General features: G+C 67.4%; 12 protein-coding genes. 2 read left to right on the forward strand and 10 right to left on the reverse strand.

The annotated features are described in order from the left end of the window. Positions 1-7 precede the first annotated feature (7 nt). Together lptG and lptF are read right to left on the reverse strand one after the other, a co-directional pair. Positions 8-1,171 carry an LPS export ABC transporter permease LptG gene (gene lptG, locus PX653_RS12940; RefSeq protein ID WP_277418259.1) on the reverse strand — a complete coding sequence of 388 codons (1,164 nt, stop codon included), beginning with the start codon at positions 1,169-1,171 and terminating at the stop codon, positions 8-10. Continuing rightward, on the reverse strand, positions 1,168-2,286 hold the full coding sequence (gene lptF, locus PX653_RS12945) for an LPS export ABC transporter permease LptF (RefSeq protein ID WP_277418260.1): 1,119 nt from the start codon (positions 2,284-2,286) through the stop codon (positions 1,168-1,170). Before lptF ends, lptG begins: the two co-directional genes overlap by 4 nt. Before the next feature lie 102 nt (positions 2,287-2,388). Between lptF and PX653_RS12950 the strand changes: the two genes are divergently transcribed. Then, positions 2,389-3,882, forward strand: coding sequence for a leucyl aminopeptidase (locus PX653_RS12950; RefSeq protein WP_277418261.1), 1,494 nt, complete (start codon positions 2,389-2,391; stop codon positions 3,880-3,882). A 167-nt stretch (positions 3,883-4,049) separates the two neighbouring features. On the opposite strand, the gene PX653_RS12955 is transcribed toward PX653_RS12950, so the two are convergent. The 4 genes from PX653_RS12955 to PX653_RS12970 form a co-directional block, all read right to left on the reverse strand. Further along, positions 4,050-5,474, reverse strand: coding sequence for a DUF3999 family protein (locus PX653_RS12955; protein ID WP_277418262.1), 1,425 nt, complete (start codon positions 5,472-5,474; stop codon positions 4,050-4,052). Next, positions 5,471-8,665, reverse strand: coding sequence for a DUF2339 domain-containing protein (locus tag PX653_RS12960; protein ID WP_277418263.1), 3,195 nt, complete (start codon positions 8,663-8,665; stop codon positions 5,471-5,473). Before PX653_RS12960 ends, PX653_RS12955 begins: the two co-directional genes overlap by 4 nt. Before the next feature lie 89 nt (positions 8,666-8,754). Next, on the reverse strand, positions 8,755-9,411 hold the full coding sequence (locus tag PX653_RS12965) for a hypothetical protein (RefSeq protein ID WP_277418264.1): 657 nt from the start codon (positions 9,409-9,411) through the stop codon (positions 8,755-8,757). 9 nt (positions 9,412-9,420) lie between these two features. Next, the gene (locus PX653_RS12970; protein WP_277418265.1) at positions 9,421-9,792 is read right to left on the reverse strand and encodes a phiTE_015 family protein; all 372 of its coding nucleotides are present in this window, start codon (positions 9,790-9,792) and stop codon (positions 9,421-9,423) included. A 401-nt stretch (positions 9,793-10,193) separates the two neighbouring features. On the opposite strand from PX653_RS12970, the gene PX653_RS12975 reads away from it, so the two are divergent. After that, the gene (locus PX653_RS12975) at positions 10,194-10,964 is read left to right on the forward strand and encodes an exodeoxyribonuclease III (RefSeq protein ID WP_277418266.1); all 771 of its coding nucleotides are present in this window, start codon (positions 10,194-10,196) and stop codon (positions 10,962-10,964) included. Positions 10,965-10,970: 6 nt separating this feature from the next. Here PX653_RS12975 and PX653_RS12980 read toward each other — a convergent pair whose 3' ends face one another. From PX653_RS12980 to prpC, 4 genes are all read right to left on the reverse strand, one after another. Further along, entirely contained in the window at positions 10,971-14,234 is a 3,264-nt protein-coding gene (locus tag PX653_RS12980) for a bifunctional diguanylate cyclase/phosphodiesterase (RefSeq protein ID WP_277418267.1), read from the reverse strand. A gap of 187 nt (positions 14,235-14,421) precedes the next feature. Beyond that, the gene (gene prpF / locus PX653_RS12985) at positions 14,422-15,612 is read right to left on the reverse strand and encodes a 2-methylaconitate cis-trans isomerase PrpF (protein WP_277418568.1); all 1,191 of its coding nucleotides are present in this window, start codon (positions 15,610-15,612) and stop codon (positions 14,422-14,424) included. Further along, positions 15,612-18,218 carry a Fe/S-dependent 2-methylisocitrate dehydratase AcnD gene (gene acnD / locus PX653_RS12990; protein ID WP_277418569.1) on the reverse strand — a complete coding sequence of 869 codons (2,607 nt, stop codon included), beginning with the start codon at positions 18,216-18,218 and terminating at the stop codon, positions 15,612-15,614. Before acnD ends, prpF begins: the two co-directional genes overlap by 1 nt. A gap of 35 nt (positions 18,219-18,253) precedes the next feature. Continuing rightward, complete coding sequence (prpC, locus tag PX653_RS12995; RefSeq protein ID WP_277418268.1) at positions 18,254-19,402, reverse strand: bifunctional 2-methylcitrate synthase/citrate synthase; 1,149 nt, start codon at positions 19,400-19,402, stop codon at positions 18,254-18,256. Between the last annotated feature and the right edge of the window lie 16 nt (positions 19,403-19,418).

Raw genomic sequence — 19,418 nt, forward strand, 5'->3', positions numbered from 1 at the left:
CGGGTCCCTAATGTCGCTCGACCCAGTACAGCGCGCCGAGCGCCAGCAGCAGGAAGATCAGGCTCGGCATGATCGCCGTGACGAAGGCCGGCAGCGATGACAGCAGGCCGAGGTGGGCGAACAGCGTGTTCACCAGCAGGAAGCCGACACCGATCATGATGCCGATGAAGATCTTCAGGCTGACGCCGCCGCTGCGCGTGTGCAGGTAGGCGAACGGCAGCGCCAGCGCCATCAGCACGAAGATCGCCAGCGGATCGATCAGCTTCTTCCAGAACGCGATCTTGAAGCGCTCCGTCTGCTGGCGGTTCTCCTGCAGGTGGCGCGTGTAGACGGCCAGTTCGTTGGCCGACATGCGCTCCGGGTCGGAGGCCGACACGGAAAGGATCTTCGGCGTGATCTCGGACAGCAGGTCCTGGGTCGCATGGCGCTGCGTGGCGACCACCCCCGTCTCCTGGGCGAAGTTGTTCTGTGCCGTCGCCTCGCCCTTCTGCAGCGCCGGATTGCTGAAGTGGTTCTCGGTGACGTCGAACAGGCGCCATACGTTCTCGCCCTGGTAGATGCCGGTCTTCGCCACCGTCAGCGTGCGCAGGCGGAAGCTGTTGTCGAACTCGTACAGCTTGACGCCCACCAGGCGGCCGTCCGGCATCACCTTTTGCACGTTGAAGAAACGCGAGCCCAGCACAGTGCCTTTCAGTCCTTCGCTCTTGACGATGTCCTTGGTCCACAGGCCCGACTTGAATTCGGCCGACACGGTGGTGCCCTTGCCCGTCAGGTGCAGCCGCTCCGCGACCAGCGCCGTGCGCGGCGCGATCAGTTCGCCGAATACGAATGTGACGGCCACCAGCGCGATGCCGATCTTGAACAGCATCCAGCCGGCCGTGCGGGTGGACATGCCGGCCGCGCGCATGATCGTGAACTCGGACGTCGATGCGAACTGCGCCATCGTGTAGATGGTGCCGATCAGCGCCGCCACCGGCATGATTTCGTACACGTGCTGCGGCACCATGACGACCACGTACAGCAGCGCATGCTGCATGCCGTAGCCGTTCTTGCCGATGGCTGGCAGCTCGCCCGTCAGGTCCATGAAGCCCAGGAGGCCCAGGAACGCCAGCAGCACGAAGGCGACCGCCTGGAAGATCGCCTTGGCGAAGTATCGCTGCAGGATGCTCATCGTGCGGCCCCCTTGCGGCGCAGGCCAGCCAGCAGCGCGCGCGGATGCAGGCGGTGGTTGACGTTCAGGCGCCAGACGAACATGACGAACACCGTCACGCCCGCCAGCAGGTGCAGCGGCCACCAGGCCAGTTCGAAGCTGAACTTGCCCTGCTTGACGCTGGCCTCGAACATCTTGACGGTATTGTTATAGATGAAGAAGATCAGGATCGCGATGATCAGGTTGGTCGAACTGCCCGCGCGCGGATTGACGAAGCCCATCGGGATCGCCAGCAGCAACAGCAACAGGCACGTGATGGGCAGCGAGATGCGCCACAGGAGCTCGGCGCGCGCCGCGTTGGTCGGCAGCGCCAGCAGTTCCAGCGTGGGGATCGCGTTGACCTCGCGCTTCGGGTCCAGGTCCTGCGCCTGCTGCGCCACGCGCATGCTGTAGCTGTCGAACTCCATCGTCTGGAAGTCGGCCTGGCCAGGCGTGCCCTGGTAGCGCCGGCCGTTCTTCAGCACCAGGTAGCGGTAGCCGTTCGGCGCCGTCTCGATCACGCCTTCCTTGGCGACGATGACGGAAGTGCCGCGCGCATCGACCTGGTTGACGAACACGTTCTGCACGGACGCGGTCTGGCCCTCGTTCCCCTCGACGAAGAAGATGCGGTTGGCCGACGACGACTCCTTGAACTGGCCGGGCGAGACCTTCTGCAGGTCCTCGCGCTTGGCGAAGCGCTCCACATACTCCGCACTCATCTGCTTCGACCACGGGGTGGCGTAGAACGCCAGCACGCCGGTCAGCACGATGATGGGGAAGCCGAAACTGAGCACGGGCCAGATCCATTTCGTCAGGCTCTGGCCGGAGGCGAACCACACCACCATCTCGGAATCGCGATAGCTGCGCGTGACGACCATCAGCACCGAAATAAAACTGGTGAGTATCAGTATCATTGGCAGATAATTCAGGGTCGCGAAGGCGATCAACGCGAGCACGTCGGACGACGCCACCTTGCCCCCGGCGGCCCGGCCCAGGATGGTGATCAGGGTCCACGTGACGATGATGGTAAACAGCACCGTGAAGGTAGCCCCCGCGGAGCTGGCCAGCTCGCGCCTCAGGGCACGTTGGAAAATCATTCGAAGTTTATAATTCGCTTAGCAAGTTAGTTTACAGCGGTGACCGCGTCCAGAAGACACTGTCATACGCAAGGCCACCACGGCATACCTACGGAGAACCAAATGGACTTTAGCATAAAAGCATTCGACACAAAGAACACCATCACGTCGGCCAAGACCGGCTGTGTCGCAGTTGCTGTTTTCGAAAACAAGAAGCTCTCGCAAGCGGCCCAGTCGCTCGACGGCAGCGGTGAAATCACGGCCGCGCTGAAGTCCGGCGACATCACCGGCAAGCCGGGTTCCACCCTGCTGCTGCGCGGCGTCACCGGCGTCGCGGCCGAACGCGTCCTGCTGGTCGGCCTGGGTAACGTGGAAGGCGTGACGGAGAAAAGCTTCACTGGCGCGGTGCAAGCCGCCGTCAAGGTGTTCTCGACCCTCGGCGCGGCGGACGCCATTATCGCACTACCGATGACGGAAGTGAAAGAGCGCGACGTCAACTGGTCGATCCGCACCGTCGTGCAGATCGCGCGCGACAGCGTCTACCGCAGCGACGCGCAGAAGTCGAAGAAGGACCCGGCCCCCGCCGGCGTGCGCAAGCTGGCCCTGGCCGTGCCGAACAACGCCGGCACCAAGCTGGCCCTGGCGCAGGCGATCGCCATCGCCAACGGCATGCAGCTCACCAAGGACCTGGGCAACCTGTCGCCGAACGTGTGCACCCCGACCTACCTGGCCGAGACGGCCAAGAAGCTGGGCAAGGACTACAAGTTCAACGTCGAGGTGCTGGAGCGCAAGCAGCTGGAAGCGCTGAAGATGGGCAGCTTCCTGTCCGTCACGAACGGCAGCGAGCAGCCGCCAAAGTTCATCGTCATGAAGCACATGGGCGGCAAGCCGAAGGACGCGCCGGTGGTCCTGGTCGGCAAGGGCATCACGTTCGACACGGGCGGCATCTCCATCAAGCCGGGCCCCGGCATGGACGAGATGAAGTACGACATGTGCGGCGCCGGCTCCGTGCTGGGCACCTTCCGCGCCATCGGCGAACTGGGCCTGAAGCTGAACGTGATCGGCATCGTGGCGGCCTGCGAGAACATGCCGTCCGGCCGCGCCACCAAGCCGGGCGACATCGTCACGTCGATGAACGGCCTGACCATCGAAGTGCTGAACACGGACGCCGAAGGCCGCCTGATCCTGTGCGATGCGCTGACCTACGCCGAACGCTTCAACCCGGCCGCCGTGATCGACATCGCCACGCTGACGGGCGCCTGCATCGTCGCGCTGGGCCACCACCACAGCGGCCTGTTCACCCGCGACGACGACCAGCACAACGCGCTGGCGGAGGAACTGGCGAACGCGGGCAAGGATGCTGGCGACACCACCTGGCGCCTGCCGATCGGCGAGCAGTACAACGAGCAGCTGAAATCGAACTTCGCCGACCTGGCCAATATCGGCACCCCGGGCGGCGCCTCGTGCACGGCCGCCGCGTTCCTCGAGAACTTCACGCGCAAATACACGTGGGCCCACGTGGACATCGCCGGCACCGCCTGGAAGTCGGGCGGCGCCAAGGGTGCCACGGGCCGTCCGGTGCCACTGCTGACGAACTTCCTGATCGGCCGCACGTAAGCCGAAGGGGGGCGGCCTTTGGCCGCCAGGTGAAGGCGTACAGGTTGGCGTCCCGCTGACCTGTCCTGCAACCCAGGACCAAGGACCGAGGTCAGACCCGCCGGGTCTGCCCCCGGCTCTCCGCCTGTGGGTCGATCCTGTGTGCCCCCGGCACCTTCTTCTATCTTCTATTTCTGCCCCGCCTTCATCTGGCGGTGCAGTTGCCACGCCATCGCTCCCAGCACGCCCACCCCTGCCAGCAGTGCGCCCCAGAGGGCAGCCTTGCGGTAGTGCGACGACGTGGCCGCCTGTTGCGCCGCGCTGGCCTGGACGGCCTGCGCTCGCGGCGTGGCCTGCTCCGGCCCCGCCGTCACCTGTTCCGCCTTGCCGATCTCCGCCGCCGACAGGCCCGGCGCCACCTGGCCGATGGGGCGCGTGGCCGGCTGCGCATCGGCGCGGCCATACGCCAGCGTGTACGGCCCTTGGCCGCTGGCCAGGAACACCAGCGTGGCCGGCGCCCAGCCCAGACGCAGCGCGGGCCGGCTCTCGGTGGCAACCAGCGGGCGCACCACCCAGTGCGGCTGGTGCGTCGACTCGATGGCCAGGTCGCCCGAGCGACGCTCGCGACCGCCCTGTTCGATGCGGTAGAACGTCGCCTGCAGCGCCGGATCGAAGCGCCAGGTGGTGGTGCCGCGGCCCTTCACGGCCGGCAGTTCCGTATAGCTGCCCAGCTCCACCGGAACGCTGACGTTGCGTTCGGCGAACTCGAGGCCGATGCGCTGCACGGGCAGCGCGACCGAGGCCGGGTAGAGCCATTCGCCCGGGTTCTTGCCCGGCGTCGCCGGCAGCACCAACGTCTGCAGCGGCGGCGCCTGGCCGCCGTAACGGACCGCTTCGGCGGTGACGGTGGAAAACTGGATCGGCTTGCCCTCCAGCCAGCGGATGCGGGCATAGCGGAACTCGCGTGGCGCGAACTCGATCCGATCGGCCGCCAGCGCCGCGCCGTCGCCGCTGACCATCCAGCTGACGTGGCTCTGCGCGATTTCACGCCACTGTTTCAGGTCGTCGCTGACCTCCACGCTGACGAGCGCGTTGTATTGCGCCGTGCCGGCCGGCGGTGTAAAGCGCAGCATGTCGAACGTGCCCGGTGCCTGCGGATCGTCCTGGCGCTGCGGCAGCATGTCCAGCACGAGGCCGGCCAGGACCGGTTCCTGGCGCGGCGCCGCCGGCGGGCCGACCGAGACCAGGGCCCCGTCGGGCGTGCGGCGGATGGCGATGGCGGCGCTGTCCGCGCCGCTGTCGGCGACGCCGGTCACGGGGAACACGCGGACCGGTACCGTTTGCCGGCTGGCCTGCACCTCCTCGGCCGGCACGCGCAGCGCGAATGGCAGCAGCTTGCCACGGCTGTCGAACACGCGCAGGTCGTCCAGGCCCGCCGAGCGGGAATGCAGGTAGACGCTGGCGGGCAGCCGGTATTGCACGACCGCCTCGCGGCCACTGGCGGACAGCGCCTGCCGGTACGCATAGTCATCCGGGCTGTCCGCGTGCGCGGGTGCCATCGACACGCCCAGCACCAGCCCGGCCAGGCCGCCCATTACCGTGAATCGTTTCATGCTGCCTCTCCGTCCGCCTTGTCGTGGGATGGTCGCCGCTCCGTCGGGAACGGCGCCAGGTAGCCGATCGCCAGCATCAGGAGGCCGACGCCGAGGAACGACACGATGCGCTCCATGCTGCCGCTGCCGTCCAGGTCGACGAGGAACAGCTTGACGACCACCAGCGCCAGGATCGCGGCGCCGGCCAGCCATGCCGGACGCAGCGCGCGTCGCACGGCGAAGCGCATCAGCACCAGCGCGGACAGTGCCCACACCAGCGACAGCATCGCCTGGACGGCACGCGAAGCGAACAGCAGGTCCGCCTCATACGGCAGGTCCAGCACGTGCGACGCCGTGCGCAGCAGCATCAGGTTCAGCCAGCCGAATGCCGCCAGCCCAGCCGCCCAGCGCAAGCGCACGCTGGCCGCCGCCCGGCCGGGCGCGGCAACGCGATAATGCGCAGCCACCAGCGCCGCCACGAACGCGGTCGACAGGTCGACGGGATTCAACAGCGGAACGTACGGCAGTGGCGCCATGCCACCATCCTGCGTCAGGTTCCACCACAGCACGCGCAGCACGCACCAGGCCGTCGCCAGCGGCAGCAGCCGGCGTGCGTACCACTGGCCGAACGGCGCCACCGGCCAGCGCTCCCGGTGCACGGCGCGCAGCAGCCAGGCCAGCACGCCGAACTGCAGCCAGGCCGGCAGGCACTGGCCCCACAGGCCAGCGGCATCCCAGCCGGCCGCGGCCAGCAAGTCCCGGTAGGCCTCCGGACCGGCCAGCCAGCGGGTGATCAGCTCGTAGCCTGCCGGCCAGATCACCAGCCATGGCCCGACTGTACGCAACGCATGCACCGCCAGCGTACGCTTGCGACCCAGCGCCCAGCCATGGCGCGCCCAGCCCAGCAGCAGCGTTTCGCTGACGACCAGCAGCACAGCCAGCACGCTCCACTCCAGCCAGCCGAGCGTGCGGCCGCTGTACAGCACCAGCAGCGCGGTCGCCAGCGCGACGGCCAGCGCCAGCCAGGACGGCGCCGCCAGCCAGCGCAAGGCCGGCCACGCCAGGCGCCGGGCGCTCCACGAGAACAACAGCGCCGAAGCGGCCACGCACAGCGCGTAGGCGCACCACCAGTCCAGCGACACGATGCCCGCCGTGGTGCCGATGAAGCCTGCCAGCACGTCCGTGCCGATGCTCAACACACTGCCGAACCACCAGATGCCGCCCCAGGCCAGCATGGCGCGCGACCAGCGCGGCGCCGCGGCGCGCAGACGCCACCCACTGAACAGCGCGGCGCCCGTGACCATCAGGATGGCGACGACGGGACGCTCGGCCCAGTCGCCGGTCCCGCCGCGCCACGATTCGACGACCTGCCACAGCACGGCCAGCGCCGCCAGCAACTGGGCCAGCAGCGCGACCACGCGCGCACCGGCCACGCGCAGGCGTGGCCCTGCGGTCGCGACCACGGCGCACAGCAGCAGCACGGAGCCCGCCAGCAATGCGGCGCGTACGGTGCCGTCGGCGCGCAGGTTGATTTCCGTCCACGCGCCGATCAGCAGCGTGCCGCCGGTCAGCCACCACAAGGCCATGCGGATACCCTCGCGACCGCGCCCCGCCGCCTCGTCCTGCTGGGATTGGAACCGCCACGCCATCGCGCCGGCACTGGCGGCCAGGATCAGGAAGCCCAGCCACAGCGCGGCGTCGGCGGCCTGCCCCGGCGTCAGGCGGATGGCGCTGCCGAGGAATGCGAGCCATGCTCCCAGCTGCAGGGCCAGGCCGAACAGCCAGATCCCGCGGCGCCGCAGGTACAGGCCGGCCCACACGATGGCGGCCCCTTCGGCCGCCCACGCCGCCGACGTGGCGCGGCCATCGAGCGCCATCGGAATCGCCAGGGTACCGAACAGTACGCCCACCGTCAGGAACGAGCCGACCAGCTCGCGCAACCGCTCACCCTGGCGACGCCACAGGACCAGTGCCAGCGCCGTGTAGTACAGGCCCAGGCCCAGCGCCGCCAGCGCCACGCCGAACGGCATGTCGCGCACCAGCGAGAACTGCAGGCCCGCGCCGGCCACGGGGGTACCGAACACGAGGACCGCGTCGACATACGGGCGTTGCCCGACCTTGCGGCTGGCGGCAAAGGCCAGCGGGATGCCGGTGTAGAACAGCATGAACAACACGAGGAACAGCTGGACCGACAGGTAGTCGGCCGGGGTGTACGAGCGCAGCCCCCAGGCCATGCCGATCCCGAACGTCATCACGAAGCCGGCCAGGTTGAGCTCGCGCCAGGAACGCTTCAGCGCGATCGCCAGGATGCCGGCATTGAGCAGCACGTAGTACGAGAACAGGCCGACGTGGCTGCCACCGCCGGTGGACGTGAGGATCGGCGCGGCGAAACCGGTGACGATGCCGAACAGCGCCAGCCACAGGGCATTCTGCATCACGGCCAGCAGGCAGGTAAATACCGTCAGCACGAACAGCAGGACGAAGGCGGCACTGCCGGGGATCAGCTCATACAGCCGGAAGCTGGCAAACGTCAGCAGTTCCAGGATGCCGATGGCGGCGCCCTGCACGGGCAGGCCGATGGCACGGCGCGATGTGCGGATACGCCAGCCCCAGCGCAACAGGAAGATATCGGCCACCGCCACGGCGGCGATGCGCAATTCGATCGGGATGACGACCTGGCTGGCCACGTATTTCAGCAGGAAGCTGACGCCGATCAGCAGGATCACGAGACCCAGCTTGGCGACCAGGTTCCCGGTAAACAGCCAGCGCCGCGCGGCATCGAACCATGCCGGTGCAGGTCGCGGGGCTGGCATGACGGCTGCCGGCGCCGCGGCGGCCGCAGCGGCGGCAACGGCGGGCTGCGCGGCGGGCTGCGCGACGGCGCGCGGTGGCGGCTCCGGCGTCTCGACGGGTCGCGGCGGCAAGGCCGGCTGCGGCGGACGGACCGGCGGCGCCTGGACCGGCGGCACGGCGGCGGCTGGCGGCATGGCGGCGACGGCGCGCTCCACCGGGCTGCTCGCAGTCGCCGCCGCGGGTGCCGGTGGCGCCTGCGCCGATGGCGCCTGTGCCCTCTCGGCCGCCGTGGGTTGCCGGGCGACCCAGTCATCGAAGCGGCCGCGCAAGTCGTTCAGCGCGCTCTGCAATTGCCCGTTGCGCTGTTCCAGCTCTCGGATTTTGGCCTTGGCGGCCATGGCGACGCGCAATGCGGTCACGGCCACCCCGAAGATGACCAATAGGTATAGAAATTCCAAAGGACCCTGCCTTGGTTGGTGTTGCGTTACTAACTAGTTTTGTTGCTAAATTAGTAAATGATACCACCGCCGGTCGGGGGCGGAGTAGAGGCGGGCCTCGGAGAGGTGGGAGGAGGGATGGCGGGACGGCCCGGCTGGGCCCTGCGTTCGCCGCGCTGGAGGACGACCGTCAGCACTTGCGGATAATCGAACCCGGCGCCGGTCTGGCGGTCGATGAGCTGGCCGGCGCCGGCCGTGAGCAGGATGTTGCCCCAGCGCGAGGCATTCTGGCGCGGACCGATTTCGTCATAGGCCCACACGTCGTCCTTGCTGCAATCGACGACGAGGGGTTTGGTGCTTTTCTTGATCTGGGTCCGACCGGGGGACGTGACGAACCAGCGCCCCGCATCGTTGGCGAGGACGCAACCGATACCGCCCACCTGCTGGTGATCGAGCACGGTCACGACCATCACGTACTGCTCGCTGCTTTCCGTGATCGTCGCACAGCCGGCCAACGCCACCATGCCCAGCACGGCGGCGGCACGGCCAGGCCGTTGCCACCGGCCCTTCCCGGAACCAGTTTCCTTGGCTTGCGCAACGGCCGCGTCGCCATGGCCGGGCAGCAGAGTGCTGCGCGGCGCAGGGCGCGTGGCGTTACGTCGCACGATGGTCCGGGCGAGCGCCGTCAGCCAGGCGAGGCCGGTGACAGGCTTGGGCCGGGGTGACATACGGCGGGTTCAGTCGCCGCTGTCGGACTTCTGCTTCTGCTTCAGTCCCTGGATCACGTTCACGATGTCTTCCATCGCCGTGGTTCCGTTCAGGCCGGAGAACGCGTCGATGACTTCGTTCAGGACCTGATTGCGCACCGCCGCCTCATCGGCGCCCATGACGGGCGCGCGTTGCACGCCACCGCGCGCCGCGACGGACTTGTCACCGGCTTCCTTGGCCGCTGCCTTGCGGGCAGCCGGCGTCTTGCCATGTTCCAGCGCCGCCTGCCAGATCAGCCAACGGCGCTGCGTTTCATACACCAGGTACTCTTCTGGTTTATCTTCGCGGCGGCGCACGATGTGGCCGTCCCGCTGTGCCCATGCTTCGAATGCAGATCGCATTTTCTTCCTTTACAAATGCTTTGCACGTTAATTCGACTATTTCCTTATAGTACCACTAATTTACCTAAGACAACATGTCTTTGCGGTATCCTTTTGCTCAACAGTTACAAAGGTAGATGCAGTTGGAAATCGTTCGATGCCGAACAGCGTAAGTATATTGCGCTTTCCTGTGAACGTTAATCGAATCTTAGTACTATTTTGATAACTCCGAGACATTATCGGCAATTATTTTTGGGATGTGTCGCATTTTGCAACAGAAATTGCGTCTGAGAGAGATGCACTTATTTTGAGAGCAATGTTTTTGTGCAATTCATTGTCGCACATTGTATTCGCTTTCGGCAACTTGTAACACCTGTCAGATCCTGTAAGATGCGACGCTGTTTTCACTCGAAAGGCCCCCCATGAAGCTGGTAACCTGGAACGTCAATTCCCTCAACGTGCGCCTGCCCCACCTGCTGCGCTGGCTGGAAGAGAATCCGGTCGATGTCGTCTGCATCCAGGAGACCAAGCTGACCGACGACAAGTTCCCCGTCGCGGCGCTCGAGGCGGCCGGCTGGCACGTGGCGTTCTCGGGCCAGAAGACCTACAACGGCGTGGCGATCCTGTCGCGCCGCCCGCTGGCGGACGTGGTGCGCAACAATCCGAAGTACCCGGACGAACAGCAGCGCATCCTGGCCGCCACCGTCGACGGCATCCGCGTGGTCTGCGCCTACGTGCCGAACGGCCAGGCGGTCGATTCCGACAAGTATGTCTACAAGCTGGGCTGGATGGCGGCGCTGCGCGACTGGCTCGCCGAGGAACTGGCGCTGCACCCCAACCTGGCCGTGCTGGGCGACTACAACGTGGCGCCGCAGGACCGCGACGTGCACGACCCGGCCGTGTGGGAAGGCGAGGTGCACGTGTCGCCGCGCGAACGCGCCGCGTTCCAGGCGTTGCTGGACGTGGGCCTGACCGATTCGTTCCGCCTGTTCGAGCAACCCGAGAAGTCGTACAGCTGGTGGGACTACCGCATGCTGCGCTTCCAGAAGAACCAGGGCCTGCGCATCGACCACATCCTGCTCTCGGGCCCGCTGGTCGCGCGCTGCACTGCCTGCACGATCGACCGCGCGCCGCGCAAGTGGCCGCAGCCGTCCGATCACACGCCCGTCATCGCGACGCTGGCCGAAGGCTGAACCCCGTCAGGAACGCTCCAGCAGGTGCATGGCGTTCTCCGCCGGCACCGGCTGCGAGAACAGGTAGCCCTGCGCGAACTGGCAGCCCTGCCGTTGCAGCAGGTAATAGTGCCCTTCCGTCTCGACGCCCTCCGCCACCACCGACAGCTGCAGGCTGTCCGACAGCGCCACGATGGCCGACACGATGGCGCGGTCTTCCGCGCTGTGCTCCAGGTCCTTGACGAACGCGCGGTCGATCTTGATCTTCTTGACGGGGAAGCGCTTCAGGTACGCCAGGCTCGAGTAGCCGGTGCCGAAGTCGTCGATCGACAGGCGGATGCCCATCGCGTTGATCTGGCCGAGGATCTCCAGGGTCTGCTCGCCGTGCTGCATCAAGGCGGTCTCGGTGATCTCGAATTCCAGCATGGACGGCTCGATGCCCGTCTCGTCGAGGATACGGCGGATCGACGGCACCAGCCCCTTGTGCATGAACTGGCGCGGCGACAGGTTGACGGCCAGCGGCACCGGGCGCAGGCCCTGGCGGCGCCATTCCATGCTTTGCTCGCAGGCGCGGCGGATCACCCACTCGCCGATCGGCACGATCAGGCCGTTGTCCTCGATGATGGGGATGAACTTGTCCGGCATGACGAGGCCCGTGCCGGGGCGGCGCCAGCGCAACAGCACTTCCAGCGAGTGCAGCTTGCGCGTGCCCATGTTGATGATCGGCTGGAAGTGCAGCTCGAACTGCTGCAGCGCCAGCGCGCTGCGCAGGCTGCTCTCCAGCTCGAAGTGGGCGGCGGCCAGGTTCATCTTCTGCGTAAAGAACTGGTAGTTGTTGCGGCCCGCCGACTTGGCGTGGTACATCGCCGCGTCCGCGTGGCGCATCAGCGTTTCCACGTCCTGGCCATCGTCCGGGTAGACGCAGATGCCGATGGACGGGGTGATGTGCAGCGTGTGCCCGTCCAGCGGGAACGGCTGGGCCAGCGCGTCGATGATCTTGTCGGCCACGTGCGCGGCTTCGTCGTTGCCGCCGATGCCCGGCAGCAGCATGACGAATTCATCGCCGCCCAGGCGCGCCACGGTGTCGCTGGCGCGCACGGCGCGGCACAGGCGTGCCGCCACTTCCTTCAACAGCACGTCGCCCGTCATGTGGCCCAGCGAATCGTTGATGGTCTTGAAGCGGTCCAGGTCGAGGAACATCACGGCCAGGCTGCGCTGCGAGCGCTGCGCGGCCAGCATGGCGCGGTCCAGCCGGTCGGCCAGCAGCGCGCGGTTGGGCAGGCCCGTCAGGCTGTCATGGTAGGCCATATGGTGGACGCGTGCCTCGGCCTGGCGCCGCTCCACGATCTCGGCCTGCAGCTTGGCGTTGGCGCCGGCCAGTTCGGCCGTGCGTTCCAGCACGCGCACTTCCAGCTCGTCGCGCGCGCGGCGCACGGCCTCGGCGGCTTCGCGCCGTGCCGTCACGTCGTCGATCATCCACACGGAACGGCCGCGCGGCTGCGACCAGTCGAACGGGCGGCCCGACAGGCGCGCCCAGAAATGGCTGCCGTCGCGCCGCACCAGCAGGTGCTCGGACGAGCTGACGCGGCCTGCCTGGAAGTCCGCCGTCGTCTCGCGCCGGGCCGCGTGCCACGCCGCCTCGTCCGGGTACAGGCCACGGATCGGCTGGCCCGTCAGCTCGCCGGGACCATAGCCGAACAGCTCCTCCATCTTGCGGTTGCATCGCAGGTTGCAACCCTGCTCCACCATCGAGATGCCCAGCACGGCGCTGTCCAGGATGGCCTGGTTCTCCAGCAGCGCGTTGCGCAGCGAGGCCTCGGCGGCCTTGTGCTCGGTGCGGTCCTCGACGATCCAGATCGTGCCCTGGGTCGGGTCGGCCGGATTGACGACATAGCCGATCAGCTGGGCCCAGAAGGTCGTGTCGTCGCTGCGGCGCATCTCGACATCCGTCTGGAACGGCTTGCCCTGCCCCAGCAGCGGCGTGGCGATCGCGCCCAGCGCCGCGTAGGCCGCGTCGGACGGATACAGCGCCGCCGCCGGCATGCCCAGGCATTCCTTGTCGTGGTAGCCGAACATGTCGCGAAAGCCCCGGTTGCAGCGCGTGATGACGCGGTTGCGGGTGAACAGGATGCTGATCGACGCGTTCGTCATCATCGCTTCCACGTCCATCTGCATCTCGCGCGACTGCGTCACGTCCTCCAGGATCCAGATCGTGCCGCCGTCGTTGTGCTCCTGGTCCACCGCCTTGGCGCGCACGCGGCACCAGAACAGCGAGCCGTCCTTTTTCTGGAAGCGGAAATCCTTCTTCTCGAACGGCTGGCCCGCCGCCAGCACGGGGCCGGCCTCGCGGCCGAAGATCTCGTACACCTCGGGCGACGGAAACACGGCGCTCGAATGCATGCCGGTCATCTCGTCCGGCGCATAGCCGAACATCTCCGCCATGCGCGGATTGCAGCTCAGCATGTGCTGGTTTTTCGTGAACAGGATGCCGACGGAAGCGTTGTCGAGGATCGCCTTCTGTTCCATCAGCAGCTTGCGGGTGGCCTCGATGGCGGCGCGCTGCTCGCTGATGTCCTCGACGATCCAGACCATGCCTTCGTGGGCGTCGGACGGGTCGATCAGGCGGCCGTAGCAGCGCGTCCAGAACAGCCATCCGCCGTTCCTGCGCATCTGTACTTCCAGCGTGACGGACTTGCCCTCTCCCAGCACGGGCAGCCAGCGTTCGCGCCGGCTGGCGAATTCAGCCGGGTCGGGATACAGGATGACGCTGGGCGCCCCTTCCAGTGCCTGCCGCTCGTAGCCGAACATCTCGGCGGCACGCAGGTTGCATTCGTGTATCTGGTCACGCTTGCTGTAGATGATGCCGACGGCCGCGTTCTCGAGGATGGCTTGCTGCTCCAGCAGGGCCTTGCGCAACGCGCGCTGGTCGCGCTGCATCGCGCTGATGTCCTGCAGCACGATCGTGGCGCCGCGCTGGCCCAGCGCGGCGGGGAACGGCTTGACGGTCACCTGCACCGGCACGTAGCGGCCGTCGCTCGTGGTCACGCAGCTTTCCCACGTGGCGGCCCGGGTGCCGCTCAAGGCGGCCGTGAGCGTGACGACGCTGTCGGCCAGCACGTGGCGGGCAAACAGCCCGGCCGGCGTCAGGTCGCGCGGCGCGCGCCCCAGCAGCACCGCCATTTCGTCGTTGGCCGCCTGCACGCGGCCATCGCTGTCGCACGCGCACGCGGGCATGCCGATCAGCCGCAAGGCATCGACGACAAGCTCCGAAGGGGTAACGACAGCGTTCATGATCAGGCAGTTGGAATAACAGCTGCCTTATGGCAACGTGGTCCGACGATCATAAACCAGCGGCCCGGCAATAGCCATCTCCGCACCCGCCGCCGCGCCCGGGCCGGGGCGACCATACAACAACCGATGCATTGGATATAACAACGGGACGCACGCGGCGTCCCGTTGTTGGCGAAAGGCTATCGGGTCAGCACACGTCGCCCGGCACGCGCACCCATCCCTCCATCAACACGCGCGCACTGCGGCTCATGATCGCCTTCGTCACGCGCCACTGCCCATCCACCAGCGTAGCCTCGGCACCCACGCGCAAGGTGCCGGACGGATGGCCGAAGCGCACCGCCGTGCGCGCGCCGCCGCCCGCGGCCAGGTTGACGAGCGTGCCGGGAATGCTTGCTGCCGTGCCGATCGCCACGGCCGCGGTGCCCATCATCGCGTGGTGCAGCTTGCCCATCGACAGGGCCCGCACCAGCAGGTCGATGTCGTCCCCCTGCACGGCCTTGCCGCTGGACGACGTGTAGGGACGCGGCGGCGCCACGAACGCCACCTTCGGCGTGTGCTGGCGCTGCGCCGCATCCTCGATGCGGGCGACCAGGCCCATGCGCACCGCGCCGTGCGCGCGGATCGCCTCGAAGCGCGCCAGCGCCTGCGGGTCGCCGTTGATGGCCTCCTGCAGCTCCGTGCCCGTGTAGCCCAGCGCTTCGGCCTCGACGAAGATGGTCGGGATGCCGGCGTTGATCAGCGTGGCGCGCAAGGTGCCGACACCTGGCACCTCCAGCGCATCGACCAGGTTCCCGGTCGGGAACATGGCGCCGCCCCCACCCTCCTCCTCGGCCGCGGGATCGAGGAATTCCAGCTGCACCTCGGCGGCCGGGAACGTCACGCCATCGAGCTCGAAGTCGCCTGTCTCCTGCACCGCGCCCGCCGTGATGGGCACGTGCGCGACGATGGTCTTGCCGATATTGGCCTGCCAGATGCGCACGACGCAGATGCCGTCCTGCGGCACCTGGCTGGCATCGAGCAGGCCGCTGGCGATGGCGAACGAGCCCACCGCCGCCGACAGGTTGCCGCAGTTGCCGCTCCAGTCGACGAACGGCTTGTCGATCGAGACCTGGCCGAACAGGTAGTCGACGTGGTGGCCGGGTCGCGTGGACGGTGCCAGGATGACGGCCTTGCTGGTGCTGGACGTGGCGCCGCCCATGCCGTCGATCTGCTTGCCGTACGGGTCCGGGCTGCCGATCACGCGCAGCAGCAGCGCGTCGCGCGCCGGTCCCGGCACCTGCGCCGCCGGCGGCAGGTCGTCCAACCGGAAGAACACGCCCTTGCTGGTCCCGCCACGCATGTACGTGGCGGGGATCTTCACTTGCGGTACGTGCGCCATCATGCCGCCTCGCTTGCCGGCACGGTGGCGGCCAGGAAGTCCTGCGCGAAGCGCTGCAGCACGCCGCCCGCCTCGTAGATGGCCACTTCCTCCGCCGTATCGAGGCGGCACTGCACGGGCACCGTGACGCTCTCGCCGTTGGCGCGGTGGATCACCAGTGTCAGCATGGCGCACGGCTGGCGTTCGCCCACCACGTCGTACGTCTCGCTGCCGTCCAGGCCCAGGGTCAGGCGGTTGATGCCGCCCGTGAACTCCAGCGGCAGCACGCCCATGCCCACCAGGTTGGTGCGATGGATGCGCTCGAACCCTTCCGCCACGATGGCTTCCACCCCGGCCAGGCGCACGCCCTTGGCGGCCCAGTCGCGCGAAGACCCCTGGCCGTAATCGGCGCCTGCGACGATGATCAGCGGCTGCTTGCGCGCCATGTACGTCTCGATCGCTTCCCACATGCGCGTGACGACGCCGTCCGGCTCGACGCGCGCCAGCGAGCCCGCCTTGACCTGGCCGTCCACGACCACCATCTCGTTCTTCAGCGTGGGGTTGGCGAAGGTCGCGCGCTGCGCCGTCAGGTGGTCGCCCCGGTGCGTCGCATACGAATTGAAGTCCTCCTCCGGCAGGCCCATCTTCGCCAGGTATTCGCCGGCGGCCGAGTCCAGCATGATGGCGTTCGACGGCGACAGGTGGTCCGTCGTGATGTTGTCGCCCAGGAGCGCCAGCGGCCGCATGCCGCGCAGCGTGCGCTCCCCTGCCAGCGCGCCTTCCCAGTAGGGCGGGCGGCGGATGTAGGTGCTTTGCGGGCGCCAGTCGTACAGCGGGCTGACGGCATCGCCGACGTCCGCGCTGCGGGCGAACATCGGGATGTAGACCTTGCGGAAGTGGTCCGGCTTGACGCTGGCCGCCACGATCGCATCGATCTCCTCGTCGCTCGGCCACAGGTCGGCCAGGCGGATCGCGCGGCCGTCGGCCGTCGTGCCCAGCACGTCCTTCTCGATGTCGAAGCGGATCGTGCCGGCGATGGCGTAGGCGACCACCAGCGGCGGCGAAGCCAGGAACGCCTGCTGCGCGTACGGGTGGATGCGGCCGTCGAAGTTGCGGTTGCCCGACAGCACGGCGGTGGCGTACAGGTTGCGCTCGACGATCTCCTGCTGGATGACGGGGTCCAGCGCGCCCGACATGCCGTTGCACGACGTGCAGGCGTAGGCGACGACGCCGAAGCCCAGCGCTTCCAGCTCGGGCAGAAGGCCCGCCTCTTCCAGGTACAACGTGACAGCCTTGGAGCCGGGCGCCAGCGATGTCTTGACCCAGGGCTTGCGCAGCAGGCCGGCGCGGTTGGCGTTGCGCGCCAACAGGCCGGCGGCGATCATGTTGCGCGGGTTGTTGGTGTTGGTGCAGCTGGTGATCGCCGCGATGATGACGGCGCCGTCCGGCATCTTGCCCGGCTCGTTCTCGACGATGCCGGAAATCCCGCGTGCGGCCAGCTCGGACGTCGGCACGCGCTTGTGCGGGTTGGACGGCCCGGCGATATTGCGCACGACGGTCGAGAGGTCGAAGGTCAGTACCCGTTCGTACTCGGCATCGACCAGGCTGTCGGCCCACAGGCCGGCCTGCTTCGCGTACAGCTCGACCAGTGCCACCAGCTCGTCGTCGCGGCCCGTCAGGCGCAGGTAGGTGATGGTCTGCTGGTCGATGTAGAACATCGCCGCCGTGGCGCCGAACTCGGGCGCCATGTTCGAGATCGTCGCGCGGTCGCCCAGGGTCAGCGCGGCCGCGCCTTCGCCGAAGAATTCCAGGTAGGCGGAAACCACTTTCTGCTTGCGCAGGAATTCCGTCAGCGCCAGCACGATGTCGGTGGCCGTGATGCCCGGTTGCGGCCGTCCCGTCAACTGCACGCCGACGATGTCCGGCAGGCGCATCCACGATGCGCGGCCCAGCATGACGGTCTCCGCTTCCAGCCCGCCCACGCCGACGGCGATGACACCGAGTGCATCGACCATCGGCGTATGCGAATCGGTGCCGACCAGCGTGTCCGGGTACGCCACGCCGTTCTCGACCTGGATCACGGGCGACATGCGCTCCAGGTTGATCTGGTGCAGGATGCCGTTCCCCGGCGGGATCACGTCGACGTTCTTGAACGCCTTCTTGGTCCAGTCGATGAAGTGGAAGCGGTCCTCGTTGCGGCGGTCCTCGATGGCGCGGTTCTTCTCGAACGCCTGCGGGTCGAAGCCGCCGCATTCGACGGCCAGCGAATGATCGACCACCAGCTGCGTCGGCACGACGGGATTGACGAGCGCGGGATCGCCGCCCTGCTGCGCGATGGCGTCGCGCAGGCCGGCCAGGTCCACCAGCGCCGTCTGGCCGAGGATGTCATGGCACACGACGCGCGCGGGGAACCACGGAAAGTCGAGGTCGCGCTTGCGGCCGACGATCTGCTGCAGCGAGGCCGTCAGTTGGGTAGCGTCGCAGCGCCGGCACAGGTTCTCGGCCAGCACGCGCGACGTGTAGGGCAGCTTGTCGTAGGCGCCCGCTTCGATCGCCTCGACGGCGGCACGCGCGTCGAAGTAGTCCAGGGTCGTACCGGGCAGGTTCCTGCGGTACGCGCTGTTGATGGGAATAGTCACTCTGTTGCCTCTTTATTTCCTGCTCATTTACGGTCGCTGATCGGCACGAAGCGCAGGTCCTCGGGACCGACGTAGTTCGCGCTCGGGCGGATGATCTTGTTGTCGATGCGCTGCTCGATGACGTGCGCGGCCCAGCCGGACGTGCGCGAGATGACGAACAGCGGCGTGAACATCGCAGTGGGTACGCCCATCATGTGGTACGACACGGCGGAGAACCAGTCCAGGTTCGGGAACATCTTCTTGATGTCCCACATGACCGTCTCCAGGCGCTCGGCGATGTCGAACATCTTCATCGAGCCGCCCTCCTGCGACAGCTTGCGCGCCACTTCCTTGATCACCTTGTTACGCGGGTCCGAGATCGTGTAGACGGGGTGGCCGAAGCCGATCACCACTTCCTTGTTGGCCACGCGGGCGCGGATGTCGCTTTCCGCCTCGTCCGCATTCTCGTAGCGCTTCTGGATCTCCAGCGCCACCTCGTTGGCGCCGCCGTGCTTCGGACCGCGCAGCGCGCCGATGGCACCGGTGATGGCCGAGTGGATGTCGGAACCCGTGCCGGCGATGACGCGGGCCGTAAAGGTGGATGCGTTGAACTCGTGTTCCGCGTACAGGATCAGCGACGTGTGCATCGCCTTGACCCAGCTGTCGGACGGCTTGAAGCCATGCAGCAGGTGCAGGAAATGGCCGCCGATCGAGTCGTCGTCCGTTTCCACGTCGATGCGCTTGCCGTTGTGGCTGTAGTGGTACCAGTACAGCAGCATCGAGCCGAACGACGCCATCAGGCGGTCGGCGATGTCGCGCGCGCCCGCGATGTTGTGGTCGTCCTTCTCCGGCAGTGCGCAGCCCAGCGCCGACACGCCCGTGCGCATCACGTCCATCGGATGGGCGCCGGCCGGCAGCGCTTCCAGCGCAGCCTTGACGGACTGCGGCAGGCCGCGCAACGAGCGCAGCTTGGCCTTGTATCCCCGCAGTTCCGCGTTGTTCGGCAGCTTGCCGTGCACCAGCAGGTAGGCGATCTCCTCGAACTCGCAGCTGTCGGCCACGTCCAGGATGTCGTAGCCGCGGTAGTGCAGGTCGTTGCCCGTCTTGCCGACGCTGCACAGGGCCGTGTTGCCGGCGGCGACGCCGGACAGGGCGACGGATTTCTTGGGCTTGAAGGTGGTGGTTTCGGTCATTGATGGTCTCCGCTTC

Source organism: Pseudoduganella chitinolytica (assembly GCF_029028125.1).
Taxonomy (GTDB): Bacteria; Pseudomonadota; Gammaproteobacteria; order Burkholderiales; family Burkholderiaceae_D; genus Rugamonas; species Rugamonas chitinolytica.